The organism is Anaerostipes sp. 992a (assembly GCF_001940245.1).
Lineage (GTDB): Bacteria > Bacillota > Clostridia > Lachnospirales > Lachnospiraceae > Fimousia.
Genome location: NZ_MJIG01000003.1, coordinates 420,873 through 447,809 on the forward strand (window position 1 = coordinate 420,873; position 26,937 = coordinate 447,809).

The window sequence follows — 26,937 nt, forward strand, 5'->3', positions numbered from 1 at the left end:
TAGTTTCTATCTATACCAACAATATATGCCATAAAAAAGCACCTATAATACCAGATATTGTATTTTTGTTATAGCGTATATCATAATTCTTAGACAGTCTGGCGTACGGTGCTGTGAGAGGACGGGAGCTAATTACTCCCTCCTACTCAATCCTGTGTATTGCTACTCAATATGGTAGAAATGAAAAACTAATATTTATATTCAATAATTTTTTTTAATATAAAAAGTAGTTTTTTTTGATCTTGTAGTGATTGCTGGCATATAATTTGATAACATTCACTGGCAACAGGATCTTCAAAATTTGTAGTTACAATGTGAACAAACAAATGTTCCATTGGATATTGTAGTGCAATGCATATTTTTTCAACACTTTCTAGTGTTGCATTTTTCTCCCCTCGTTCTAATTGCCCAATATAAGTTGGATGAAGGCCTGCTTTTTCAGCAGTATATTCTTGACTCCATCCATGTTCCATCCTCTTGGCTCTAAGGCGTTCGCCAATGATTTTTGTAATATTTGACATAAGAACAATACCTCCAATTGTTATAATACAATACTATAAGTATAAAAAAATATATGAAACAGGCTATTAATATTTAAAAAAGGAGAAGAATACTATAAATATTATAGAGTGAAAAAAAATATGGATAGTTTACTTATATATTTAGATTTAAAGAGGGTGTTATAAGATTATCAAAATAGATAATCTTGTGACACTCTTTTTTGAACTTAGTATATCAGCAATCAGTATCGTTTTATGGTGAAAATTGGGAAAACAAATAAAGTCTATTGATATTTAAGAAAACAAATGATATACTATAAATATTATTAGAAAGAATTAACTAGTGAAAAAATAAAGAAATAATTAGGATGGGGAAGAAGTTGGCAGTTGTACGATGTGTAAACGGGCATTTTTATGAAAATGAAAAATATTTAGAATGTCCATATTGCAAAGGAATTCTTTTAGAAAAAGGTGTTCATATCGATTTTCATGAAAACGATAAAAATACTCAGAAACAATATATTACTGGATGGTTAGTAGGGATTAAGGGCATATTGAAAGGAAAAGATTATAGAATTTTTAATAGTATAAATACAATAGAAATAAATGGATGTGACATTGTAATTTTATATGAAGAAGAGAAGAATAAATTTTATTTGTTTTCAAATAGTAAAGAAATAGTCTATCGAAATAGTTTGCCAGTGTATGAAACAGTATCGTTGGAGGAAGGAGATATATTGGAAATTTCTGAAGAGCAATATGAGTTTGTTGCATTTTGCAAAGGTGAGAAGCGATGGGAAATAGAATCATAAGAGTTATTTGCATACTCTTTTTTTCTTTTTTTTTCACTGTTGAAACTTGGGGAGAGGGAGAGAGTTACATAGAACAGGTTTTTATCAATATGCCCAAAATCGATATCTATCTTCATGGGCAATCTAATGTAGAGAATTCAGATATAAAGGCGTATTTGGATAAAAAGGTATTGTCTTTGTCAAATGTTGAAAAATTCAATAAGGAAAAAAGCAACTGTCAGTATTATTTTTTAGTGGATATTTCAGCTTCTATTCCAGATTCAGAGTTTATAAAGATAAAAGAAGAATTAGGAAAATTTTCGAACCAATTAGGAAAAGCAGAAACATGGACTTTGATTTCGTTTGGGAATACAGGAACAGTAGTTTTTAAAGAAAAAAAAGCATTCTATAATGCCAAAAAAGTGATAGAAAAGTTGGAAAATAACGATGCCAATACAGTGCTGTTTAAAACGTTGATGGATGTAGCCGGAATGGTTGATCGTACAAAGGATCAAAGAGTAATTTTGGTTTTGATTACAGATGGCGAAGATTTTTCTAAAGGAGTTGCTACGAAGGAAGAAGCATTCAAATGTTTAAAGAAAAAAAATATTCCAGTATATGCTCAAGGAATTGAAACGGAAGAAAAGAATAATGTACAAAACTTAAATTCTTTGGGAGAATTTGCAAGAAAAACAGGAGGGGCCTACGAAAAATTTTCATCTTTTGGCAAATTAAAAAAGAATTTAGATAGGACGACAATCGTAACTTTTCAAAATAAAAATAACGTAGTCTCTCATAAAGAAGAAAAATTACGAGTTGAAATAAAGAAATTTGGTTTAAATGAAGAAGTAATAGTAATTCCAGAAAACTACCAAAAAAGTAAGCAGAAACTATGCATAAAATCGGTGACTAAAAAAACAGAAAACCAGTTGGAGATAGTTTTTAATCAAGATGTATTATATGCAGATAAGATAAATAGTTATGATATCCAATATAAAAATAAAAAAGGAATAGCGGTAAAGGAGGCCGTTTATCAAAAAGAAAAACATAGAGCTATTCTTACATTGGATGAAAAAATATATTCAGGGATTTATAACATTCAATGTATAAATGTAAAATCCAATACGATGGAGCAAGTGAGGTGTCCAAGTTATACTGTAAAATTGATAGGAATCAATCCATATTTAAAATATATGGTATTATTTTTAAGTATTATAAGTGTATGTGGAATTTTTGGAATTATATTATGGATGGTGATTCGTAGGAACCATGGAATAATAGTTGCAAATAGAAAAATCTATTCGGAAAAGCAATTAGATTATAAAAATCAACATGTTTTTATTTATAGTGAAAAAGAATATAAAATACGTGTAACGTTGTCTATATATAAAGAGATGATATTTTTAAAAGATATAACGGTGGATTTGATTCAAAGTATTATTGTAGGAAGAAATCAAACATCAGATATTTATTTTGATGATGAGTATATGTCCAGACAGCATTTTGCAATCGAGAATCGTAAAGGAAATTTATATTTAATAAATCTGTCTGAAAGTAATGGAACAAAAGTTAATGGAATTGAAATATGGAAGGAACAGAAATTAAGGCCTAATGATAGAGTCAGTGCTGGGGAATATGTGTTCATTATTAAATTTTAAATGGGGAGAACAATATGGAGATTTGTTTTAATTGCTTTCAAAAAACAAAAGAAAATGGAAAATGTAGAAATTGCGGATATGATGAAGCTATGATTACAAAAAATCCTGTAGCTCTTTTAGAGGGAACGAAATTACAGGATCGATATTTGGTTGGAAGAGTATTGGGATCAGGTGGATTTGGCATTACCTATATTGCATACGATTTTTTGAATCATAATATATGTGCCATTAAAGAATATGTGCCTAAGGGGATTGTGAAAAGGGGTTTTGATGATTCTGTATTAATGCCTGTTTCCGTAAAAGCAGAGATGGAAATGAAATATGGAAAAAGGGACTTCTTAGAAGAAGCAGCTATATTAAAAGAATTAAATTATATAGCAGAGGTTGTCTGTATTACCGATTATTTTAGAGAGAATGGAACAGTATATTTTGTTATGGAGTATTTGGAAGGAGAAGATTTATCACAAAGAGTACACCGTCTGGGTGGAAAGATTTCTGTTGCTGAAGCGAACCATATTATTTATAAAGTAGGACAGGCGTTAGATATTGTTCATGAAAAAGCGCATATCTACCATAGGGACATCAGTCCTGGAAATATTATTATTTTGAAAGATGGAAGAATTAAATTAATTGATTTTGGAAATGCCAAAAATAGATCCCAGATGAAAAGTAAAACTCTTTCTATTGTTTATAAACCAGGGTTTGCACCTCCTGAACAATATGAAAGTAATGGAACACAGGGAGCATATACCGATGTATATGCATTGGCAAGTACATATTATTACATTGTTTCTGGAAAAAGAATACCAGAAGCACCGTTGCGATTGCAAGGAAAAAACTACCCTAAATTGAAAAATATGAATTTAGGTGTGAATAGTACAATATCTGATGTTGTTGATGAAGCTTTGGAATTGGATTATAAGCAAAGAATTCAGACGGTAAGGAAATTTGTAAATGTATTTTATGAAGGAACTTGTGTAAAAAAACAAAAGAAAATACCGTATCTTGAAATAATTGGAGGAGACAATAAAGGAAAAAGATGGAGGATACCTCCTAATGTTATGATTGGTATTGGTAGAAGTTCAAATTATGCGGATGTAATACCAAGTAAGAATCTATCTATTAGTAAATTGCATTGCGAAATATATTATGATGGAATGACAAATCAGTTTTATTTAATGGATCATTCGGTCAATGGCACTTATGTGCATAGGAAAAAAATAGAAAAAATCGGGAAAAATAATACAGCGGTTCTTCAGGATAAAGATTTTTTTATACTTGGACGGGATATATGTGAAATAGAAACAGGAGTAATGTATGAATAGTTTTAAAGAACAGGGAGATATTCCAACAGTGCAATATCGTGTTACAAAAAAATATCGAATTCGCCTGTCAGCAGCCAGTGTTATTGGGACAAGAAAAAAGCAACAGGATTGTGTCTTTGCACAAACAGAAGAAAATGGAGCTATAGCAGTTATTTGTGACGGAATTGGTGGCTTAGAAAATGGAGAGATAGCAAGTCAGATAGCAGTAAAAACATTAGTGGAAGATTTTTATGAAAGAGAATTAATAGATTCAATACAAGGATTTTTAGAACAGGAAATTATAAAAATCGATCGTTTGATAGCAGATTATGCGAATTGTGATCAAAAGAAAATACATATGGGAACAACGCTGGTAACAGTGATTATAGATGGAAATGAATGCTATTGGGCTTCCGTAGGAGATAGTCGTATTTATTTTCTTAGAAACCATGATTTATATTTAATGAATCAAATGCATAATTATCGATTTAATTTAAATAAGCAATTAAAAACAGGAATGATTACAAAAGAAGAATATCATAAAGAGGAAAAAAATGCAGAAGCGTTAATTAGCTATCTTGGAATGGGGAACATCTCATTGATGGATATTGGGAAGAAACCGATTAAGTTAATGGAAGGAGATGAAATTCTTCTTTGTAGTGATGGACTATATAAAAGATATAATGATAATGAAATTAGAGGATTTATGGAAAATCATAACATTCCATTTAAATGGAAAGCTGGAGCAATAACTGGAAGTATTATGAAACAATTGCGAGGGAGTCAGGATAACACTTCTGTTGCTTTGATGAAATATACAGAATTTTAGGAGGAATAAAATGAAATTAAGGAAATGTAAAAATGGACACTTTTATGATGTGGATAAATTTGAAAACTGCCCACATTGTACAGCAATGAATGAATCAGAAGAAACGACTATGCTGAAACAGGAAACGTCTGTATTAGAGAAGAATTTAGATGATGATAAATCTATGGTAAATTCTGCATTATCTTTGGATGAAGATCCAGTTACAGTTGGAATTTTCCAAGCAGAAAATATCAAAATACAGCCGGTTGTTGGATGGCTTGTATGTATCAAAGGACCTTCCTATGGTGAAGCATTCCAGATAAAAACCGGACGAAATTTTATTGGACGATCTTTTTCCATGGACATTGTTTTGAGTGAAGATATTAGTGTCTCTAGAGAAAAACATGCTATAGTCACCTACGAACCAAAGAAAAGAGAGTTTATTGTACAGGCAGGAGACTCTAGAGAATTGTTCTATTTAAATGATGAAGTTGTACTAAATACCAAAAAATTAAACCCAAGAGATATTTTAACCATTGGAAAAACGAATTTAATGTTTATTCCGTTTTGTAGTGAAAATATTAGTTGGGATGATTTTAAAGAGGATTGAGTATGAGAAATACTCATCTGATAAAATGGTATTCCGGATACTGTAAATATTGCATACTTATCATACAAGTATTGCTTTTGGGTTCCATATTTTGTATTTTATTTTCTCCATATTTGAATTTTACACAAATAGAATTTAATAAGTTTATAAATCAATTAGAAGTAACAGTTGGTATAAACGTGGGGAAGCAATTTCATATATCAAATGTACAGGAATGGGATCGTTTTTTGAAAAAATATACGAGTTTTAGGAATGTAACATCGTCGAAAGCGGTTTCCTATATTGGCGTTGAAGTTTTTTGTTATTTTTTAAAAAATAATTTTCTATATGCTTCTATTTTTGTAATTCCCGTTATATGTTGCATTCTTGGAATGGGTTATTCGTTTGTTTATGAAGATAAAAATGGAAGTGGGAAAAAAGAAATTTTTATATTCATTCCAGCCATTAATGTTTTATGTGAAATACTTTTGATTTCTAAATATTCTGATTTTATCTATCAGGAAGTGATAAATAATTTTGCAGATACTGATATGAAAACAAGGACCGTTATGCAGAGTTTTATAAATTTAATGCAGTTTCCATTTTTAGGATACGGATGCTTTCTATTTATCATGATTCAAATGGTGATGATAATAGCGGTTTTCATATGGATGAATTTAGATAAAAAGTTAGCAAAAAAAATAAAAATAGGAATTAAATGGTTGGCTGGAGAATATGAGGGTGCTTTTTTCCCACTCAGTAATGAAGAAAATATTATAATCGGAAGAAATCTTGAAAAATGTAATATTATATTGCGAAATAAAATGATTGGTGAAATGCATTGCAATATTCAGTTTGATGACCAGATATTTCAATATCGAATGATTGATTATTCCGAAAGTGGTACATTTATCGGAAATGGAATACGATTGCCGTTAAATGAAGAAGTATTTGTAAAACGAGGAACCATTGTAATAATGGCTGATTATATGGAAAAATTTCAGTTACTCTAAAAAGAAAGAGAGGCATTAGGGAACAGATGAATAAAGTACAAGAATCTAGAAGAATGTGGAAGTTTATAATATTTGGTTTTCTTACCTGTGGTATTTATTCGATTTATTATATGTGGGGTGTATGTAAGGATTTGAATATTATATGCAGGCATACGGAGAAAAGTGCAGATAATGATTCACCTAATTACATATTTGTAGTTTTGCTTTCTGTCGTGACATTTGGCATTTATGAAATCTATTGGTGGTACAAACAGGGAAATCGGTTACAGAAAAGTGGAAAAAAATATAAAGTAGAGATTAAGGAAAGTGGAATTTCCTATCTAATGTGGAAATTCTTGCCGATTATTCTTTCTGTAATAGGAGTAGTATTTTTACTATTAGGAAGTTCCATTAGTTTGGTTATCTATATGGTTGCATATTTTTTTGTGTTGTGTGGAAACTATATTGCCATTTATCTTTTTGTTAAAAATTTAAATAAAGTTGCACCTATATATAATCGACTTGTTTCAGGTGATGATGATCAAGATACGATAGTAGATGCAAATACAGATGACACATGGGATAAGGAGGAGAATGGAATGATATACGGGAAAAAGGGAATTTATAAAGATAGTGAAATAGAGATTTATGATCAGGAAGAAATTATAATAGGACGAGATAGAAATCAATGCAATCTAATTCTTACAAATGCAGATATAAGCCGAAAGCATTGTGGAATATCTTATCGTATGGAATTTCGTAATTATATTGTTACGGATTATTCTTCTACCGGACTATATTATGCTGACGGGACGCCGTTTCCTAAAAAACCGGTTGTATGCGAAAAAGGAACGATTTTAAAATTAGCAGACGGGGAAAATGAATTTTTATTACGTTAATAAATGTTCGGGAGAAAAATTATAAAGTGTTTATGACGATAAAAAGTATATCCATTGGATAATATAAAAAGAGGAAAAAAAATGAGATGTAAAAAATGTGGAAATCATCTGTCTGATGATGCAAAGTTTTGCCCAATCTGTGGGAAAGTAGTTCCTAAAAATCTGGATGCTGGCATAAAGAAAAAACAAAAAATGAAATATATGATAGCGGGAGTATTCATAGCAGTCTGGATTTGCATATGGGGTATATTTGGATTAAGAGTTTATACGATACATAGCAAATATATGGATCAGATGGAGATTGCAAGTAAGTATATGAAAGAGCATCAATACAATGAGGCATTTATTGCCTATGCAGTTTCTTCCCATATAAATCCAAAGAAAGAAGAACCTTATATTAAAATGTATGAAATCTATCGTGATAAGAGCGAATACAAGAAAGCAGCAACGATGTTGTTGATTGCAAAGGAAGAAGTAAAGGATGTATCAGATATCTTAAAGAAAGAACAGGAAATCAAGGATATAGCAGGAGATAATATACTGGATGCGGAGGTTGCTGTTCCAGAATATGCGAATACCATAGAGCAGCTTGATGGGAAAGATGATATTATATCAGAAGAAGAAATGGATGATATGATCAGTGATGTTTTGTATACAGGAAATGGAATTTTGAACACAAAATCGATATATGAAGATCATAAGATCTATTATCTGACATATGAAGGTGAATACTGTCTTTTTGTAATGGATGAAGATGGATCCAACAAAAAAGAGATATGTAAGATTGCTGATGGAGCATCAGATGAAGAGAAAGTGGATTATCTAAGGGCAGATGATGAGCATTTTTATTTTGTTATAAACGAGGACAGATACAGAATCGTATCTGTACGTAAAGATGGGACAAATATGAAAACTATTGTGGAAACTGATGATTTCATCGATCAGTTGTATTTGGAAGGAGAGTGGATTTATTATGTAGAAGAAGTAGAAGAAAAAGTTTTCTATAAGATCAATAAAAATGGAGGAGAACAAGAAGAACTAAAAAATATCGCTGATAGTGGTCCAATCATATATGATCAGGGATTTATCTATTATGGAATTTATGACTCTAAATATGAGGGAATAGATTTGATTCAAGAAGATTTGAATTCTGGAAAAAGAATCATGATAAAAAAAGCGGCAGGAACGGCAAATAATACAAAATGTGATACCATTTATGCGCTTGTTGTTTGGAATGGAAAACTGATTTATACGGTAGGTTTTGATGGGCAAAATCTTTGTACGTATTGTTTAGATTTAAAAGATGGATCGGAAAAAAAGTTAGCTGATGGACAACTCTATAATCTATCTAATAAATGGGCATTTGGGGTTTCTAATGTTATAGATAGCAATAAATCTACGATTTTTAAGATAAGATTGGATGGAAAAGAAAAAATAGAGTTAGGAACAATTACCAATATTGGAAATATAGATATTGTACAAGATATGTTGTTAACAAGTTCCACGGTTATCTATTCACATCCAGAGCTGGATGAGGGTGACTATGAAAGCGGAATAGTAATGTTATTTTTAAATCAAGACGACAAAGAAAAGAATCAGAAAAAGATTAATGAATCTGAGGCTGGTATAATGAGTAAGTTAAAAGCACGTGCTCAGAAGGCGGTGGAAGAAAAAAAGAAAAAGGAAGAAGAAGCGAAAAACCGATTGTTGCAATTTTGGTATGGAACATGGTATGAAACAGGAGATAATTATCGAGAATTTCAGATTACACCGACAACAATTGATGGAAAATCGTATACATTTGAACGGTGTGCAGAGAGGGATGGAAAGATTTTTGTTTATTATACGCAGGGTGAAGAGAAGTTCATGGATCTTATTTCGGAAGATCATCAGCAGTTTCTACGATATGTATATAATTCATATACAGATGCCTATAGCGGTGGAGGATTTAATGGAGGAGGAGTAAAATCTAGGTAGTAAACATAGAATATGGTTTCATAAAAGGGGCTGTCCTGAAAACGTAATTCAGAGATTTCCTATAAAAAAGCATTCTAAATAAGCTCGCCTTTTGGCGGGCTTATTGTTCTCTAGTATAAAAGTTGGAGAGAATCTATCTCGGCGAATAATTACATCCACCCCTAACTTTTCTAATGAGCGAAGGTTTCTTTTTATTCATTTCTCCTGATTGATAGCAGAATAGTAGTAAGCGGTACATAAAATACCGTATATCATTCTATGAGAAAGGATTCCATTAGATTGGAATTCTTCCTCTTGTTTCTGGCAGTTCAATGTCACCATTGGTACTATTCATACATCGTTCTTTTATAAAATCACTCCATGGCATCAATGCTTCTATGCCTGCGGACGAATCAAGGTAATCCGGCATATAAAGCAGTAATGTATAGAGATACCGATAGATGTTTAAGTTGTTTGCCTTTGCGGTTTCAATCAGGCTGTATAAGATGGCACTGCTCTTTGCTCCATCTGTAGTATCATGGAACTGGTGCTAGTATATAAATAGTACAAATTAGATGTGAACGATCCTTAACATAAAGGTATAATAGAACAAGATGGAGGGATAAGTTATGTCTAAACAGTACACAGAAGAATTTACGAAAGATGCCGTAAGATATTGGAAAGAACATCCAGAGTTAGGCTGTGCCAGATGTGCTAAAAATCTTGGTATAGGAAAAAGCACATTAAGTACCTGGAGAAAACTGTATGATGCTAACGGAGGGGAAGTTCCTACCAGGGGAAGAGGAAATTACGAGAGCGATGAAGCAAAGGAAATCACCCGCCTGAAAAAAGAATTGCGTGACACACAGGATGCTTTAGATATATTAAAAAAAGCCATCGGCATACTGGGAAAATGACAGAAGCTCTGTTCCTTGAAGTTTACCATGATTCCCATCAGAATTACGGAGCACCGAAGATCACCGAATGCCTTCGTAAGGAAGGCGAGAGCATTTCAGAAAAAACAGTGGGAAAATATATGGAAGAACTTGGGATCAGAGCACAGTATCTGAAACCCTATACGGTTACGACCATTGATTCCGATTTCAGCCATGAACTCAAAAATATATTAAATGGAAAATTCAATCCAGCAGAACCCGATGCCGTGTGGTGTTCCGATATAACATATATTTGGACGTATGAGGGTTTTGTATATCTCACGAGCATAATGGATCTATATTCCAGAAAAATCCTTGCATGGGTCCTTAGTGATACTTTAGAAGCGAAATGGGTAATAGCAGCAATAAACAGGGCCAGATATGCCAGAGGGATAAAGAATCCCAAAATGATACATAGTGACCGTGGCATACAGTATGTATGCACAGATTATATAGAAGCCACAAAAGAAGCACAACGCAGCTATTCAAAAAAAGCATATCCTTGGGATAATGCCTGCATCGAATCTTTTCATGCACTGATAAAAAGAGAATGGTTAAACCGTTTCAAAATATTTGATTACAACCATGCATATAAACTTGTATTTCAGTATATTGAGACATTCTATAATACAGTAAGGATCCATAGTCATTGTGGATATCTGTCATCAAATAAATACGAAGAAATGTACAGAATTGAATTGAAAAGAATGGAACAGAGTGCCTGATAAAAAAGACATCCGACAAGTGGTGCATTGGCGGAGCAAATTTGCTTGAGTAAGATGATTTACAAAAAATTTTGAGAGTCAATGATGCCCAGAGCACAGATGAATATCCTCGTCATTGAAACTCAAAATTCCTTATGATAGAGGTGGTTAGATGGATTGTTCATGTTTAACTTGTACTTTTTTTGACATAGTACCAAATCGAGATGGAACATTTTCAAAATGAATCCCGTTTTAGTTCATGGGCAGGACTTGTGCCGGAAAAAAGATGAGTACGCAGATACGAAAAGGAAATAAATATTTGAAAGCAACTCTGGTGGAATGTGCCAGATCAGCCATACGGAATAAAGAAAGTGATATCTACTCACGATATCAAAGAATTGCTGCGCGCAGAGGTGGAAAGAGAGCTTTGATAGCAGTAGCCCATACTATCTATCATATACTAAAAGAGAAAGTTCCTTACCATAATCTGGGGGCAAATTACCATTCTGCTATCAATCAGGAGAAATGAATAAAAAGAAACCTTCGCTCATTAGAAAAGTTAGGGGTGGATGTAATTATTTAGCCGAGATAGATTCTCTCCAACTTTTATACTAGAGAACAATAAGCCCACCAAAAGGCGAGCTTATTTAGAATGCTTTTTATAGGAAATCTCTAAATTATGTTTTCAGGACAGCCCCTTTTGTATTTAAATATGGTTTTATTGATAATAAGTCTTTTCTTTTTTCTCTTGCAATATACCCTGAGGGGGTATATAATAAAACAACAAGAGGGGAAGAATGGAGGTATAAGATGGACGAAAAGACTTGTTGTCATAGAGAAGGGATAGAGAAAGACGGATGCTGTCATAAGACAAAGAAGCGTTCGGACAAAGAATATCGGAATCTGATCAACCGGTTGAATCGAATTGAAGGTCAGGTGCGTGGAGTCAAAGGGATGTTGGAGAAAGATGCCTATTGCGTGGATATTTTAACGCAGGTAGCGGCCATTAACGCGGCGCTCAATAGCTTTAATAAGGTACTTTTGGCTGAGCATATCCGTACCTGTGTAGCTCAGGATATTCGGGATGGCAACGATGAAGTCGTTGATGAGCTTGTACAGACATTACAAAAGCTAATGAGATAGAGGCAGAAAGGAAGGATACAGTGCAACAATATAACGTAACAGGAATGAGCTGTGCGGCCTGTAGCAATCATGTGGAAAAGGCGGTATCACAGGTAGCCGGAGTGGATTCTGTTTCCGTCAGTCTATTGACCAATTCCATGGTGGTAGAAGGCAGTGCGGCAACGGAAGATATTATCGAGGCTGTAGTTCACGCAGGCTATGGTGCATCGATCAAAGGAAGGGAAGAGACAACAGCCGGTCAAATCGATGAAGATGCCCTTGAGGATAAAGAGACACCGAAGATGAAGAGGCGGCTGATTGCATCTTTGATTTTTTTAGTACCTCTCATGTATGTTTCTATGGGACATATGATGTGGAATTGGCCGTTGCCATCATTTTTTGATGGAAATCATGTGGCGATGGGATTATTACAGCTTTTATTTACAATGGCCATTATGGTCATCAATCAAAAGTTTTTTATCAATGGATTTATTAGCCTCTGGCATAAGGCACCCAATATGGATGCATTGGTGGCATTAGGTGCAGGAGCTTCCTTTGTGTATAGTACGTATGCCCTGTTTGCCATGACAGGGGCACAGACCGCAGGGAATATGGCAGGAGTTATGTCATATATGCATGAATTTTATTTTGAATCTGCGGCTATGATCTTGACGTTGATTACGGTAGGAAAGATGCTGGAGGCACGTTCTAAGGGGAAGACCACAGATGCGTTAAAGAGTTTGATGAAGTTGGTACCTAAGATGGCTACGATTGTGAGAGATGGTCTGGAGGTAGAGGTTCCAGTGGATCAGGTACGAACAGGAGAGATTTTTTTAGTTCGTCCAGGAGAAAGTATTCCGGTCGATGGTACGGTTGTAGAAGGAAGCAGTGCTGTGGATGAAGCGGCTTTGACAGGGGAGAGTATTCCAGTGGATAAGGAAGTTGGAGATCCAGTGTCTGCGGCAACGATGAATCAATCTGGATTTTTACGATGCGAAGCCACTAGAGTTGGAGAAGATACCACTTTATCTCAGATTATTCAGATGGTCAGCGATGCAGCAGCCACCAAGGCTCCTATCGCAAAGGTAGCGGATAAGGTATCTGGAGTTTTTGTACCAGTAGTCATTGTCATTGCTATCATCACGATTCTTGTATGGCTTCTCGTTGGACAATCCGTTGGATTTGCTCTGTCAAGAGGCATTTCCGTATTAGTGATCAGCTGTCCATGCGCTCTGGGACTTGCCACACCGGTGGCCATCATGGTTGGAAATGGCCGAGGGGCAAAAAGCGGAGTACTGTTTAAGACAGCGGTATCTCTGGAGGAAACGGGTAAGGTAGATGTGGTGGCTTTGGATAAGACAGGAACGATTACCAGTGGAGAAACAAGAGTTACGGATCTGTTTCCTGCAGATGGTGTGGATCGAGAAGAGCTTATGGGCCTTGCATATGCGTTAGAGCAAAAAAGTGAACATCCCCTGGCAAGAGCGATTGTCTTTTATGCAAAAGAGCATCAGATAGAGGCAGAGGCAGTGAAAGACTTTGTGGCAGTACCTGGTAATGGATTAAGTGGTACCATGAATGGGGTGAAAGTAAGCGGAGGGAATCTGGCCTTTATGAAGGGGCAGGTTTCTATTTCCACTAAGATACGGGCAGATGCAGATCGACTGGCAAACGAGGGAAAGACACCTTTATTTTTCTCAAAAGGAGATGTATTTGCAGGAATCATTGCGGTAGCAGATGTGATTAAGGAAGATAGTCCACAAGCAGTAAAAGAGCTTCAAAATATGGGAATCCGGGTTGTGATGCTGACGGGAGATAATCAAAGGACTGCAGAGGCAATCGGCTCTCAGGTTGGCGTCGATGAAGTAATTGCAGGAGTTTTACCAGATGGAAAAGAAAATGTCATGCGCAGACTTTCTGGATATGGAAGAACTGCTATGGTTGGAGATGGTATCAACGATGCGCCTGCATTGACCAGAGCAGATATTGGGATTGCCATTGGAGCAGGCACGGATGTGGCGATTGATGCTGCGGATGTAGTTTTGATGAAAAGCAGCTTGAGAGATGTGCCGGCGGCTATCCGTCTGAGCAGAGAAGTATTAAAGAATATTCATGAGAATCTGTTTTGGGCATTTATTTATAATGTGATAGGAATTCCTTTGGCAGCTGGCGTATGGTATCCGATCCTTGGATGGAAGCTAAATCCAATGTTTGGTGCCGCAGCCATGAGTTTATCTAGTTTTTGTGTTGTAACCAATGCATTACGGTTGAATCTGGTTGATATGTACAGTTCCAAAAAGGATAAAAAAAGAAAACATAAAAAGAAAGAGGTTGAGATGACAATGGAAAAAACAATGAAAATCAATGGTATGATGTGTGGACACTGCGAAGCTAGAGTAAAGAAATGCTTAGAGGCCCTTCCACAGGTCGAAGAAGCAGTTGTCAGCCATGAACAGGGAACGGCTGTGGTAACTTTAAATGAAGAAGTTGGGGACGATGTTCTGAAAAAGACGGTAGAAGATCAGGATTATGAGGTTGTATCCATTCAGTAGACAATCTATTTCTGATGTGAAAAATGGTGGATCAGAATCAGTGAAGAACTGGTATCTGATCCATCTTTTTTATTTAGATGAAATTTTTCAAAATACTTTCTCTTGACAAGTGAAAAGCTGCCTTTTATAATTGTTTGAGAGCAAACAGTTGGATATCAAACAATATTTTGGAAGGGTGGAAAATATGCAAGAAAAAAGCATACTCGATGAAATCAGAATCGTGGATAATCTGATCAAGCGCTCCATTGATAAAAGGATGAAGGAGAATGGTCTGGATGTTCTGACTAGTGGCAATGGAAGGATTATTGGGTATCTATACGACCGAAGGGGAGAGGACGTGTTTCAAAAGGATTTTGAATCCTGTTTTGGGATTACCCGTTCTACTGCTTCCAAGGTCATTCACTTGATGGTGGAAAAAGGATATATTAAAAGAGAGCGGGTTTTATCCGATGCCAGATTGAAGAAGCTGGTGTTAACGAAGCAGGCAGAGGATGTGGCTCAATGGATTCATCAGGATCATGACATGATGGAAGAAACGCTTCTACAAGGATTTTCAGAAGAAGAATTAGAGCATCTCTATGAATACCTGTATAGAATCCAAAGTAATTTGAAAAAAAATTTTGATGATAAGGAGGATAAGAAAGATGTTAAAAACACTTGCGGGGAGTATTAGAGAATATAAAAAAGACTCGATTCTGACTCCTATACTTGTATCTTTGGAAGTGATTATGGAAGTGATTATTCCGCTTTTGATGGCTAGATTGATCGACTATGGCATTGATTGCGGGGATATGGCTTATATTTTAAAGATTGGTTTCATTCTTTTGATCACAGCGATGATGTCCCTGTTTTTTGGAGTGGCGGCAGGAAAAACGGCAGCTCGTGCATCTGCAGGATTTGCTGGTAATTTACGAGAGGATATGTATCGAAGGGTGCAACAGTTTTCTTTTTCCAATATCGACCGTTTTTCAACAGCCAGTATTGTAACAAGGCTGACGACGGATGTTACGAATATACAAAATGCCTATCAGATGATTATCCGAATGGCATTTCGATCACCGGCAATTTTGATCTTCGCATTGGTTTGTTCTATAAGAATTGATGCAAAGCTTTCCTTGGTTTTCTTTTTGGCGATTCCAATTTTAGCAGTGGGATTATTGATTATTATGACCAGCGTACATCCTATTTTTGAGCGTGTTTTTCACACATACGATGATTTGAATGCCGTTGTACAGGAAAATCTTTATGGGATTCGTGTAGTAAAGTCTTATGTAAGGGAAGAGCATGAAATTGGGAAGTTTGCGAAGATTTCCAATAAGATTTATAAGGATTTTACAAAAGCAGAGCAGACGTTGGCATTGAATATGCCATTGATGCAGTTTTGTGTATATGGCTGTATGATCTTTATCTCCTGGTTTGGGGCAAGAGCCGTTGTGGCAAGTGGTGGCAATGCAGCCATTGGACTTAGCACTGGGGAATTAATGAGCTTATTTACGTACACCATGCAGATTTTAATGAGTCTGATGATGCTTTCTATGGTATTTGTTATGATTACTATTTCAAGAACTTCAGCAGAACGTATTGCTGAGATTTTGACAGAGGAAAGTAGCTTAAAGAATGGTGAAAATCCAATAACAGAAGTAAAGGATGGATCCATTTCCTTTGAAAATGTAAGTTTCTCCTATTCCAATAAGAAGGAGAAAGAATGCTTAAAGAATATTAATCTTAAGATTGAGTCTGGGGAGACGGTAGGAATCATTGGAGGAACCGGATCTGCCAAATCCACATTAATTCAGCTGATTCCAAGACTTTATGATGTGACGGAAGGAAGGCTTCTGGTAGGCGGTGTGGATGTTCGTAAGATGGATTTAAAAGCCCTTCGGGAACAGGTGGCAGTAGTATTACAGAAGAATACCCTATTTTCTGGGACCATCAAGGAGAATTTAAGATGGGGGAATGAACAGGCATCTGATGAAGAAATGAGATATGCCTGTCAGCTTGCTCAGGCAGATGAATTTATTCAGCGTTTTCCGGATAAATATGATACTTATATCGAGCAGGGCGGGAGCAATGTGTCTGGTGGACAAAAGCAACGATTGTGTATTGCAAGGGCATTGCTCAAAAAGCCTAAAATTCTTATTTTAGACGACTCTACCAGTGCGGTGGATACAAAGACCGATGCCAAGATCCGTCAGGGATTTAAGGAATTCATTCCAGAAACGACGAAGCTGATCATTGCCCAGCGGGTATCTTCTGTCCAGGATGCAGATAAGATTATCGTGATGGACAATGGAAGCATCAGCGGATGGGGAAGTCATGAGGAACTTCTTCGATCAAATCCGATTTATCGGGAAGTATATGAGTCACAGATGAAAGGAGGAGAGGATGATGAATAAGAAGAAACCATCTTTTGACAAAACAGCCCTAAAGCGTTTGTTAGCGGTTATGGGACAGTACAAAGCAAGAATGATTCTGGTTATAATCTGTATCCTGTTAAGTGCAGTAGCAACGGTTGCTTCTTCCTTGTTTATTCAGACGTTGATCGATGATTACATTGCTCCTCTTTTATTGGATGCAGTACCTGATTTTGGAGGGCTTCTAAAGGCACTTTCCGTTATGTTTGGAATTTATCTTGTTGGGATGCTGTGTGCATTTTTCTATAATTGGAATATGGCATTGATCGCACAGGGCACCTTAAAAAAGATCCGTGATGATATGTTTGCACATATGCAGAAACTGCCGATACCGTATTTTGATCAGCATTCTCATGGAGATATTATGAGTCGTTATACGAATGATACGGATACGCTGCGCCAGATGATCTCACAGTCTCTGCCACAGCTGTTAAATTCTGTGATATCCATCGTAGCAGTATTCATGGCTATGCTTTCTATCAGCGTGTGGCTGACAGGGCTGGTTGTAATCTGTATGTTTTTTATTTTGAAAACAATTGGGAATATTGCGGGAAGAAGCGGAAAGTATTTTGTTGAGCAGCAAAGGGCGCTTGGCGATGTCAATGGATATATTGAGGAGATGATTCATGGACAGAAGGTAATAAAAGTATTTTGCCATGAAGATAAATCAGAAGAAGAATTTATAAAAAAGAACGATCATTTGAAAAAAATAGCTGCTACAGCCAACGGATATGCCAATATCCTGATGCCGGCAATGAATAACCTGGGTTACATTCTGTATGTAGTCATTGCAGTTGTGGGAGGTGGACTTGCAATTGCGGGAGTTACCAATTTGAGTCTGACAGGGGTAGCACCACTAAGCCTTGGAATGATCGCAGCATTTTTGCAGTTGTCAAGAAGCTTTATCCATCCTTTGGGACAGGTATCACAGCAGCTAAGTTCAGTTATTATGGCGCTGGCTGGAGCAGGCAGGATCTTTGAGCTGATCGATGAAGAAATCGAAGAGGATCATGGATATGTTAGTCTGGTAGATGCAAAATATAAAAATGGAAAGTTAGTGGAAGCAGATGAACATACAGGAATCTGGGCTTGGAAACATCCTCATAAGGACGGAACTCTAACTTATAAGGAAGTAAACGGTGAAGTGCGAATGTTCGACGTAGATTTTGAGTACGAAGAAGGAAAACCGGTATTGCATAATATCACTTTATATGCCAAACCTGGGCAGAAGGTAGCATTTGTAGGAGCTACAGGAGCAGGAAAGACGACAATTACCAATCTGATCAATCGATTTTACGATATTGCCGATGGTAAGATTCGCTATGATGACATTAACATCAATAAAATCCGTAAGAGTGACCTAAGACGTTCCCTTGGCGTAGTTTTACAGGATGTAAATTTATTTACCGGCACAGTTATGGAGAATATTCGATATGGCAAACTAGATGCAACGGATGAAGAATGTATTGCAGCAGCCAAGCTGGCCAATGCAGATGGTTTTATCCGTATGCTTCCAAAAGGATATGATACGATGATCGACGGGGAAGGAGGAGGTCTGTCTCAGGGACAGAGACAGTTGATCTCCATTGCCAGAGCGGCAGTCGCAGATCCACCAGTCATGATCCTGGATGAAGCCACCTCTTCCATTGATACGAGAACAGAAGCCATTGTACAAAGAGGGATGGATGCATTGATGCAAGGCAGAACAGTATTTGTAATTGCACATCGCTTATCGACAGTAAAGAATTCAGATGTTATCATGGTATTAGATCATGGAAAAATCATAGAGCGGGGAAGTCATGAAGAATTGATTGCGAAGAAAGGAAATTATTATCAGCTTTATACAGGAGCGTTTGAGCTTCAGTAGACAAAAAGGAGATGGTGGTATGCCAAAAGCTTATATAGAACTTCATCTTCATCTGGATGGAGCGATTACACCGGAAATTGCACGAATGCTGGCAGACAGTCAGGGAATTTTGCTGCCAGAAGACGAGAAAGAACTGGAAAGGCAATTGTCTGTGTCAGAGGATTGCAGAAGCTTAAATGATTTTCTGCAATGTTTTTCCCTGCCCCTTTCCCTGATGCAGACTGCGCAGGCGATTGAGAAGGCGGTGTATCTGGTGCAGGAGAATATTAGAAAGGATGGGGTCATTTATGGAGAAATCCGATTTGCACCCCAGCTTCACTGCCAGAAGGGACTGACGCAGGAAGAGGCAGTGCAGGCAGCATTGGCTGGACTAAGCCGTTCTACGCTTGCGTGTAATCTGATTCTCTGCTGTATGCGTGGGGAAGATACGGCAGAAGCCAACGCGGAGACCCTTCGATTAGCCGTAAAGTATTTAACGGAGGATGGAGGAGTGGTAGCCATTGATCTTGCAGGAGCAGAAGGACTTTATCCGACAAGGGATTACGAAACACTTTTTCGAACTGCAAAGGAGAAGGGGGTACCATTTACCATACATGCCGGGGAAGCAGACGGGTCGGAAAGCGTACAGTCTGCTGTGGAATTTGGTGCTGCGAGAATTGGACATGGTGTGCGGGTACGACAGGATGAGAAGCTGATGAATCAACTGGCACAGAAGCATATTTGTCTGGAAATGTGTCCTACCAGCAATTATCAGACCAGAGCAGTTGAGGATATGAGTCAGTATCCGATTCGGGAATTTTTAAAACGAGGACTTTGTGTCACGGTCAATACAGATGATATGGCCATATCAAGGACCAATATACAAAAAGAATTTGCTTATTTAAGGGAGTTTTTGGGCCTTACAGAGGTGGAAGAAGAGCAGTTGATGGAAAATGCAATACAGAGTGCTTTTACGACACAGGAGAGAAAAGATGAATTAAGAAAAAGGTGTTTTGTGTAAGATTACGTCGGGCTTGGTTGTTCTAACATTCCGCATATGTCGCTTTCGGAGAAGTTATCTTACAAAAATAAAAAACATCTTTGATAAAATGGTCAGCGTTTTACAAATACTGATTTCATGAAAGATGTTTTTTATAGTTGATTATTTATTTCTTAAGATAATTTACGATAACGATAGTAGCTTCCGACAGCAATCAGACCTGCGGCCAGCATTATGAATAAGAATGTCTGGCTAGAGTCCCCAGTCTTTGGAGAAACCTTTTTATTGCTATTGATCTTTTGAGTAACTGTCTTAGGAGCAGTGGTGGAAGCTTTTGATTTACGTTTTGAAGTATTCAATTTAGTAATCTTATTTGTGTCTGTCGGATCGGAATTTATTCCACCAGTAATTTTTGGATCTTCTGTTTTGCCAGCATCCTTTTTTATCAGAGAAGCAATGGCTTTCTCGATATTGGCAGCCATAGCATCAACCTGATCCTGCTCGGTGATATTCTTATCCCGTTGAACAGCAGCGATGGCTTTGGTTACAACATCAAAATTCTGATAGTCGTCTGGGTCCAGTTTCTCTGCTTTGGCAATGGCAGCGTCAACTTTAGAGTAATCTGCTGGTTTATATTTTAGCTGATCGATGGCTTTTGTAATTGCTTCTGCATAACCGTCTACAGTATCCTGTTCATTAACGGTAAGGTTTCGGTCTACTGCTTCCTGAGCTTTCTTTAATTCCTGAACACTCTCTTCTGTATAGAGAGATAAATCTTCCGGAATTCTGGAGATTGCAGCATCCACTTTGGAATAATCTGCTACAATGGAACCGGTCGTCCCATGCAAGGTAATGGTAGAAACCGGTTTTGTATCCTTGTTCTGTGCATCAGAAATATCTACCGTATAAAAATGAATGATAAGATCTGTCTTACCAGAATCAGCAGCTTTGATAGGAAGCGTAACCGCAGTATGTTCAGATGACTTTGTAAAGGTTCCATCCAGATCAAGGACACGGCTTTCGCTGGATTTATAGGAAACAGATGTTAAATCTTCAGTATGGGTAAGAGAGATTACCAGATCTTTGGCATCTTTCGTATCCATCTGGAACCAGTCGCCGTCTTTCAAAGACTTCTTATCATACGTGACAGCAGATTGCACATCCTTCTTGATGTGTCTGATAGTGGTGGCAGATATTTTCTTTTGTTTGACAGTAGATGTTGTACGTGTTGCCTGCTTATGAGCAGTAAACTTGGATTTCTTTTCTGTTGCAAACACGGATACAGATATCATGCTGATCATAAAAAGAACAGTTAATAGTAAACAAGATAATCGATAACTTTTTTTAGTCATATATGCAAGCCCCCTCATCTGGGAATCTATCACCCCAGTGTATTCTTTGATTTAAGTTTAACATGGGAGACAGAGAGATTCAAATGAAATGAGGCAATGTTAATAAAATTTAGATAATATTAATGGAAAAGTAATAATTAGAAGAAAGGAGATGTTGTTCGTGGAAAAACAAGGTAAGATGGCACTGGAGCACTGGGTGAATCAGGTGACGGATAAGTTTATTCGTAATACGATCATCAATGATGAATTTATGGAATTTATGAAGGAAAATACTCTGCCATATCAGAGCTTGATGGCATACTATCGCTGTGCGATTATGGAGATTGAGACCAAATTTAAGGTGTTAAATGAGCAGTTTTCTCTTCAGTATGATCGAAATCCTATTGAAACTATTAAGACCAGATTAAAATCTCAGGAAGGAATCATGAAAAAGCTAAAGAAAAAGAACCTTCCGTTAACGGTGGAATCCATTGAAGAAAATATTCGAGACGTTGCCGGGGTCAGGGTTGTATGTTCCTTCCCTGAGGATATTTATCTGCTGGCAGACTGTCTGTTGGAGCAGGACGACATTTTGTTGATTCAGAAAAAAGACTATATTCAGAATCCAAAAGAAAGTGGTTATCGAAGTCTGCACCTGATCGTAGAAGTGCCGATCTTTCTTCAGAACGAGAAGCGGCCTATGAAGGTGGAAATCCAGCTTCGTACTATTGCTATGGATTTTTGGGCAAGTCTGGAGCACAAGCTTCGTTATAAGAAGAATATAAAACCGGAAGAGGCAGTAAGATTGGCAGAGGAATTAGAGAAATGTGCCAGAATCAGTGCCCAGTTGGATTATAAAATGCAGGAGATCCGGAATCGGATACAGAAAGAAGAACAGGATTCATAAATGAAGGACCAAAAAAGAAGCTACTTTCATCTACTTTGGATTGAAGCAGCTTCTTTTGTGATAAATGCTTTTAATATTGTTCCCACAAACGACAGATCTGGTCATAATCCTTTGTTTGACCGAGAAGATACATGAGGCGGACAAGTGCATGCTCGATGGAAAGAGAGCCGGCTGACAGAGCACCAGCATCCAGAGCAAGACTTCCGGTTTCATAAGTGCTGCTACAGCCTCCATAAGTACATTGGGTTCCCAAGATAACGGGAATCCTTTTTTCTTTTGCATAGTGGAGAGCTGGGAGCAGGCTGTTTCCTTTACCGGGGACATTTCCACTTCCATAGCCTCTGAGGATGATACCTTGAACGCCAGCATCGATGGCTTGAATGAGAAAATCCTTGGAAAAGCCGGGAAAAATCTGAAATATAACTACGTTATTACATAATTGATCAGATAGAACACAAGAACTGGAAGGCTTTTGGAAGTCAGGTGAGGAGAACAGAACTTGTCCATCTTGAATAACTCCAAGGTCGGGGCTTTTATCTACAGCATCATAGGCATTAAAATCAAAAGAATCGATTTTGGAAACCTTTGGTCCATCCAGAATTCTAGAATGAAAGACGACAAAGATTCCGGGTCGTCCTGTAATAGCGGTACGGATGGCGTCGATCAGGTTTTTTTTCGCATCGGTTCCCGGGGATTTCATAGGGAGCTGGGATCCGGTAAGGATCACTGGTTTATGAAGTCCCTTTAGCATATAGAATAAGGCAGAAGCTGTATAAGCCATTGTGTCGGTTCCATGGGTGATTACAATTCCATCATAGTCAGAAAGAGAAGCAAAAACTTCATTGGCGATGATCTGCCAGTCTTTGGGCTGAAGATTAGAACTGTCCAGATTTAAGATGGCTCGTGTGGTAAGTTGACAGAGGTTTGAGATTTCTGGGACATCAGAAAGTAAAGCAGCACTGTCCATGCCTGGGATCAGGCCATGTTCCGATTCTACGGAGGCAATGGTTCCACCGGTGGTTAATAATAATATCTGTTTCATGTAGCTCCTTTCATTAGTGTCAGTCGGCTTGGCCGATGACAAGATAAGATAATCTTATTTTACACAAAAATATAGGTTGTTCCAAGAAAAAAGAGATGATAAAATACTATTTTGAGATATTTATGAAAAAACAGGAGAAAGGATGAAATTGATGAAGGAAAAGAAGGGAAATGTTTTAGCATTGCTTCCAATTGGTGTGTTTTTAGTCTTATACCTGGGGTTGGGAATTGTGTTTGAGTATGTATTAAAGATTGAAATGGGATTTTACCACATTCCCATTGTTGTCGCATTTATAGCTGCTATCTTTGTGGCATGTATGCAGAATCGAAAGGTTTCTTTTGATGAGAAGCTGGAAATTATGGGAAAGAGCTTAAGTGATAAAAATATTATTACGATGATTTTGATTTTTATGACAGCTGGTATTTTTGTAGGTGTTGTTGGAAGGGGCGGTGCGCAGAGTGTTGCTTATTTTATGCTGTCTTTGGTACCAATGCGGTTTGCACCGGCAGTTCTTTTTATAGTCGCATGCTTTATCTCAACAGCGATGGGAACTTCTACTGGAACCATTGCGCTGATCGTACCAATTGCCGTTTCTGTTGCCAATATTACTGGATTTTCACCAGCATTATGCATCGGTTCTGTAATGGGAGGAGCGATGTTTGGAGATAATCTGTCTTTGATTTCTGATACGACCATTGCAGCCTGTAATACACAGGGGTGTACCATGAAGGATAAATTCAGGGAGAATTTTCATATTGCATTTCCGGCAGCGCTGGTTTCGGTCGTGGTCATATTGATGATATCTGCCGGAGTAGAGCAGCATGGAGTTGTAAGGGATTCCTATTCATTGATCCAGATTATTCCCTATATTCTTGTACTAATTGGTGGAATTGCCGGAATGAATGTCTTTTTGATTTTATTCGTTGGAATTGTAACGGGAGCTATTATTATGACAGCTACTGGAGCGCTGACACCATTGCAGCTCTTATCTAATATGGGAAATGGTGCCTCTGGGATGTTTGAGACTTCTATGGTGGCTATTTTGGTTTCTGCCCTGTGTGGCTTGATGAAAGAGTATGGTGGATTTGATGCCCTGTTATATGGGATTAAGAAGATATTTCGTGGTAAGAAAGGTGGACAGTTTGGAATGGGGCTACTGGTAGGGGTGATGGATATAGCGACAGCCAATAATACCGTGGCTATTGTTATGACTGGTGAAATTGCCAGAGAAATGGCAAAGGAATACGATATTTCTCCAAGAAAAAGTGCTTCCATTCTGGATACTTTTAGTTGTATATTTCAGGGAATTTTGCCTTATGGAGCTCAGATGTTATATGCAGTAAGTGCAGCAGTAACGATGGGATGTCAGATTTCAGCCTTTGAAATCATTCCAAAGCTGTATTATCCATTTTTCTTATTCATCAGTTCTCTGTTGTTTATCTTTGTAATTCCAGAAAGAAAAGTGTTGAATAAGAATCGTTAGACGAAAATGAAAAGAGGGGTACGATATATGGGAGAAATGTATACCATTTGTAATTTGGGGGACCTGGTTGAGGTCATAGAAAAGATTGAGGAAAATGAAATTTACTGGTATCGTGGGCATGGGAATAAAAACTGGCCATTGATTCCATCAGTGCAGAGAGTGCCATATCTTGGACGAGAGCAGTATCTGGCCAATGATTTTTATATGAAAGCCAGTGTTACATTACGGGACAAGCCGGATTTTCGCAATTATTCAGCATGGCTGTCGATCATGCGCCATTATGGGCTTCCAACCAGATTGCTGGATTGGAGCCGTTCGCCGTTGATCGCGGCATATTTTGCAGTGGAGGATTGGAAAAGAAGAAGTGATCGAGATGCCTGTATCTGGATTTTATCTCCTTCCCGATTAAATGCAGAGGAAGGATTTCAGGATTATTTATATTCCATTGATTCTCACACTGCTCTCCAGATGATTCGACCGGCATTTAAAAAGGAGTATGTACCAGAGAATCCGGCGGTCATTGACCGTATTTTGGCCTGTTATCCTATTGAACACGATATGCGGATTTATGTCCAACAGTCTGCGTTTACGCTTCATAATACCAATCGGCGCCTGGAGGATATTAAAGAAGAAGGCTTGCTTCGGAAAATCATTATTCCGGGAGAGGTAAAGGAGCAGTTGGCATATGAACTGGATATCATGGGGATTTCTTTGTCCCATGTATATCCAGATGCGCAGAATATTGCCAAAGAGCTTAGTTTGAGAGAAAAAGATTAGGAGATAGATTATGGAATATTCGACATTTTTAATTGTGTGTCCCCTTGTGTTTTTAGCAGGGTTTGTGGACGCCATTGGAGGGGGCGGAGGACTGATTTCCCTTCCAGCTTATATCCTTGCAGGGGTTCCCATGCATGCAGCCGTTGCCACGAATAAATTGTCTTCAGCGACGGGGACTTTGATTTCTACTATTCGGCTGTGTTTACATTCGAAAGTGGATTTTTTATTGGCTGTTCCGGCTATTTTTCTGGCGTATATGGGTTCTTCCATGGGAGCCAGATTGAGCATGCTGATTCAGGAGTCTGTATTAAAAGCTGTATTGTTAGTCATTCTTCCCATAACTGCGTTTTTTGTTATTCGAAAGGATGTACTTTCCTCGGGAACAGAGGGAAGCTGCAGCAGAAGACGGCAGTTGATCATTGCCTGGATGGCGGCAGTGCTGATCGGGTTGTATGATGGATTTTATGGACCGGGAACGGGAACCTTCTATATTATTATCTTTATGAGTTTTGCAAAGATGACGACGATGGAGGCTGCAGTGAATACAAAGCTGCTGAATTTAACGTCAAATTTAGCAGCTTTGGTTACCTTCCTGCTTCACGGTCAGGTATGGATTATGTTGGGACTGGCAGCATCTGTATTTAGTATTGCGGGTCACTATCTTGGGGCTGGAATGGTATTAAAGAATGGAAGCAGGGTTGTAAGACCGATCATTCTGGTCGTACTATGTTTGTTGTTTATAAAGGTTTTGTCAGGAATTTAAGCGGATGATGTGCCTGAAAGGAGGAAGGAATATGAATGAACAATTCTACGAGAGACTATCACATCCATTTCGAAGAACAAAAAGGAGGGAGAAGATGTTTAGATTAGGAAGTCGTTTACTTACAATATTGGTATATCTGGCATATCCGATAGCGCTGCTGGTCTTTTATCTTACAAGAAGACAGGAATTTTTTATGGCAGTGCTGGTTCCGTTGGTATCCTTCTGCCTGCTCAGTGTATTCCGAGCTGTCTATGATGCGCCCAGACCATATGAAGAGCTCAGGATTGATCCGATTACCAAAAAAGATACCAAAGGGAAATCCTTTCCAAGCAGGCATGTTTTTTCTGCCTTTTTGATTGCGGGAGTAATCTGGTCACTGTCGAAAGTGTTTGGTATTTTTTATTTTATGATTGGGGCATGTATTGCTGCAAGCAGGGTGATCGGAGGGGTGCATTATCCAAAGGATGTGCTGGCAGGAGGAATTGCCGGCATTCTTTTCTGGTTTATAGGTCAAAGACTTTTTCTTACGATATTCTTACAAAGTTAAAGGACTGTCAAAAGAAA

The 26,937-nt window shown here is 37.5% G+C and carries 25 protein-coding genes and 1 pseudogene; 22 read left to right on the plus strand and 4 right to left on the minus strand.

Annotation, left to right across the window (positions count from 1 at the left end):
- Positions 1-188: 188 nt before the first annotated feature.
- The gene (locus BHF69_RS03700; protein ID WP_075669715.1) at positions 189-521 is read right to left on the minus strand and encodes a helix-turn-helix domain-containing protein; all 333 of its coding nucleotides are present in this window, start codon (positions 519-521) and stop codon (positions 189-191) included.
- Positions 522-880: 359 nt separating this feature from the next.
- Between BHF69_RS03700 and BHF69_RS13910 the strand changes: the two genes are divergently transcribed.
- The 8 genes from BHF69_RS13910 to BHF69_RS03740 all read left to right on the plus strand — a co-directional run bounded on the left by BHF69_RS13910 (position 881) and on the right by BHF69_RS03740 (position 9,518).
- Entirely contained in the window at positions 881-1,312 is a 432-nt protein-coding gene (locus tag BHF69_RS13910; protein WP_143249471.1) for a hypothetical protein, read from the plus strand.
- Positions 1,294-2,949 (plus strand): FHA domain-containing protein, encoded by a 1,656-nt coding sequence (locus tag BHF69_RS03710; RefSeq protein ID WP_083651000.1) that lies wholly within the window; start codon positions 1,294-1,296, stop codon positions 2,947-2,949. Before BHF69_RS13910 ends, BHF69_RS03710 begins: the two co-directional genes overlap by 19 nt.
- Before the next feature lie 89 nt (positions 2,950-3,038).
- On the plus strand, positions 3,039-4,274 hold the full coding sequence (locus BHF69_RS03715; RefSeq protein WP_158022548.1) for an FHA domain-containing serine/threonine-protein kinase: 1,236 nt from the start codon (positions 3,039-3,041) through the stop codon (positions 4,272-4,274).
- Positions 4,267-5,082, plus strand: coding sequence for a PP2C family protein-serine/threonine phosphatase (locus tag BHF69_RS03720; protein WP_075669719.1), 816 nt, complete (start codon positions 4,267-4,269; stop codon positions 5,080-5,082). Before BHF69_RS03715 ends, BHF69_RS03720 begins: the two co-directional genes overlap by 8 nt.
- Positions 5,083-5,092: 10 nt before the next feature.
- A complete protein-coding gene (locus BHF69_RS03725) occupies positions 5,093-5,671 on the plus strand; it encodes an FHA domain-containing protein (protein WP_075669720.1) in 579 nt (192 codons plus the stop codon).
- Positions 5,672-5,673: 2 nt separating this feature from the next.
- Complete coding sequence (locus BHF69_RS03730; protein WP_075669721.1) at positions 5,674-6,663, plus strand: FHA domain-containing protein; 990 nt, start codon at positions 5,674-5,676, stop codon at positions 6,661-6,663.
- A gap of 26 nt (positions 6,664-6,689) precedes the next feature.
- A complete protein-coding gene (locus BHF69_RS03735; protein ID WP_075669722.1) occupies positions 6,690-7,541 on the plus strand; it encodes a DUF4234 domain-containing protein in 852 nt (283 codons plus the stop codon).
- 81 nt (positions 7,542-7,622) lie between these two features.
- On the plus strand, positions 7,623-9,518 hold the full coding sequence (locus BHF69_RS03740; RefSeq protein WP_075669723.1) for a zinc ribbon domain-containing protein: 1,896 nt from the start codon (positions 7,623-7,625) through the stop codon (positions 9,516-9,518).
- Between the two features lie 274 nt (positions 9,519-9,792).
- On the opposite strand, the pseudogene BHF69_RS03745 reads toward BHF69_RS03740, so the two are convergent.
- Positions 9,793-10,041, minus strand: a pseudogene (locus BHF69_RS03745) (transposase domain-containing protein); the annotation flags it as partial.
- A gap of 85 nt (positions 10,042-10,126) precedes the next feature.
- Between BHF69_RS03745 and BHF69_RS03750 the strand changes: the two are divergent.
- The 9 genes from BHF69_RS03750 to add all read left to right on the plus strand — a co-directional run bounded on the left by BHF69_RS03750 (position 10,127) and on the right by add (position 20,091).
- A complete protein-coding gene (locus BHF69_RS03750; protein WP_075669725.1) occupies positions 10,127-10,414 on the plus strand; it encodes a transposase in 288 nt (95 codons plus the stop codon).
- A complete protein-coding gene (locus BHF69_RS03755) occupies positions 10,411-11,157 on the plus strand; it encodes an IS3 family transposase (RefSeq protein ID WP_143249473.1) in 747 nt (248 codons plus the stop codon). Before BHF69_RS03750 ends, BHF69_RS03755 begins: the two co-directional genes overlap by 4 nt.
- 265 nt (positions 11,158-11,422) lie before the next feature.
- A complete protein-coding gene (locus BHF69_RS03760) occupies positions 11,423-11,665 on the plus strand; it encodes a hypothetical protein (RefSeq protein ID WP_158022549.1) in 243 nt (80 codons plus the stop codon).
- 281 nt (positions 11,666-11,946) lie between these two features.
- Positions 11,947-12,279, plus strand: a complete 333-nt coding sequence (locus BHF69_RS03765) for a metal-sensing transcriptional repressor (protein ID WP_075669728.1) — start codon at positions 11,947-11,949, stop codon at positions 12,277-12,279.
- Between the two features lie 20 nt (positions 12,280-12,299).
- Entirely contained in the window at positions 12,300-14,810 is a 2,511-nt protein-coding gene (locus BHF69_RS03770; RefSeq protein WP_075669729.1) for a heavy metal translocating P-type ATPase, read from the plus strand.
- A 184-nt stretch (positions 14,811-14,994) separates the two neighbouring features.
- Positions 14,995-15,483: a MarR family winged helix-turn-helix transcriptional regulator gene (locus BHF69_RS03775; RefSeq protein ID WP_075669730.1), complete on the plus strand. Its 489-nt coding sequence runs from the start codon at positions 14,995-14,997 to the stop codon at positions 15,481-15,483.
- Complete coding sequence (locus tag BHF69_RS03780; RefSeq protein ID WP_075669731.1) at positions 15,455-17,206, plus strand: ABC transporter ATP-binding protein; 1,752 nt, start codon at positions 15,455-15,457, stop codon at positions 17,204-17,206. The genes BHF69_RS03775 and BHF69_RS03780 overlap by 29 nt, the downstream gene beginning before the upstream one ends.
- The gene (locus tag BHF69_RS03785) at positions 17,199-19,091 is read left to right on the plus strand and encodes an ABC transporter ATP-binding protein (RefSeq protein ID WP_083651002.1); all 1,893 of its coding nucleotides are present in this window, start codon (positions 17,199-17,201) and stop codon (positions 19,089-19,091) included. Before BHF69_RS03780 ends, BHF69_RS03785 begins: the two co-directional genes overlap by 8 nt.
- Positions 19,092-19,110: 19 nt before the next feature.
- Positions 19,111-20,091: an adenosine deaminase gene (add, locus tag BHF69_RS03790; RefSeq protein WP_075669733.1), complete on the plus strand. Its 981-nt coding sequence runs from the start codon at positions 19,111-19,113 to the stop codon at positions 20,089-20,091.
- A 152-nt stretch (positions 20,092-20,243) separates the two neighbouring features.
- Here add and BHF69_RS03795 read toward each other — a convergent pair whose 3' ends face one another.
- Complete coding sequence (locus BHF69_RS03795; protein ID WP_075669734.1) at positions 20,244-21,422, minus strand: LPXTG cell wall anchor domain-containing protein; 1,179 nt, start codon at positions 21,420-21,422, stop codon at positions 20,244-20,246.
- A 151-nt stretch (positions 21,423-21,573) separates the two neighbouring features.
- Between BHF69_RS03795 and BHF69_RS03800 the strand changes: the two genes are divergently transcribed.
- Positions 21,574-22,308 (plus strand): GTP pyrophosphokinase, encoded by a 735-nt coding sequence (locus BHF69_RS03800; RefSeq protein WP_334292906.1) that lies wholly within the window; start codon positions 21,574-21,576, stop codon positions 22,306-22,308.
- Positions 22,309-22,378: 70 nt separating this feature from the next.
- On the opposite strand, the gene BHF69_RS03805 is transcribed toward BHF69_RS03800, so the two are convergent.
- On the minus strand, positions 22,379-23,350 hold the full coding sequence (locus BHF69_RS03805) for an asparaginase (protein WP_075669735.1): 972 nt from the start codon (positions 23,348-23,350) through the stop codon (positions 22,379-22,381).
- A gap of 151 nt (positions 23,351-23,501) precedes the next feature.
- Between BHF69_RS03805 and BHF69_RS03810 the strand changes: the two genes are divergently transcribed.
- From BHF69_RS03810 to BHF69_RS03825, 4 genes are all read left to right on the plus strand, one after another.
- Complete coding sequence (locus BHF69_RS03810) at positions 23,502-24,833, plus strand: Na+/H+ antiporter NhaC family protein (RefSeq protein WP_083651041.1); 1,332 nt, start codon at positions 23,502-23,504, stop codon at positions 24,831-24,833.
- Between the two features lie 27 nt (positions 24,834-24,860).
- The gene (locus tag BHF69_RS03815; RefSeq protein ID WP_075669737.1) at positions 24,861-25,610 is read left to right on the plus strand and encodes an FRG domain-containing protein; all 750 of its coding nucleotides are present in this window, start codon (positions 24,861-24,863) and stop codon (positions 25,608-25,610) included.
- Between the two features lie 10 nt (positions 25,611-25,620).
- Entirely contained in the window at positions 25,621-26,373 is a 753-nt protein-coding gene (locus BHF69_RS03820) for a TSUP family transporter (protein ID WP_075669738.1), read from the plus strand.
- Positions 26,374-26,467: 94 nt separating this feature from the next.
- Positions 26,468-26,920 (plus strand): phosphatase PAP2 family protein, encoded by a 453-nt coding sequence (locus tag BHF69_RS03825; RefSeq protein ID WP_158022550.1) that lies wholly within the window; start codon positions 26,468-26,470, stop codon positions 26,918-26,920.
- Positions 26,921-26,937 lie beyond the last annotated feature (17 nt).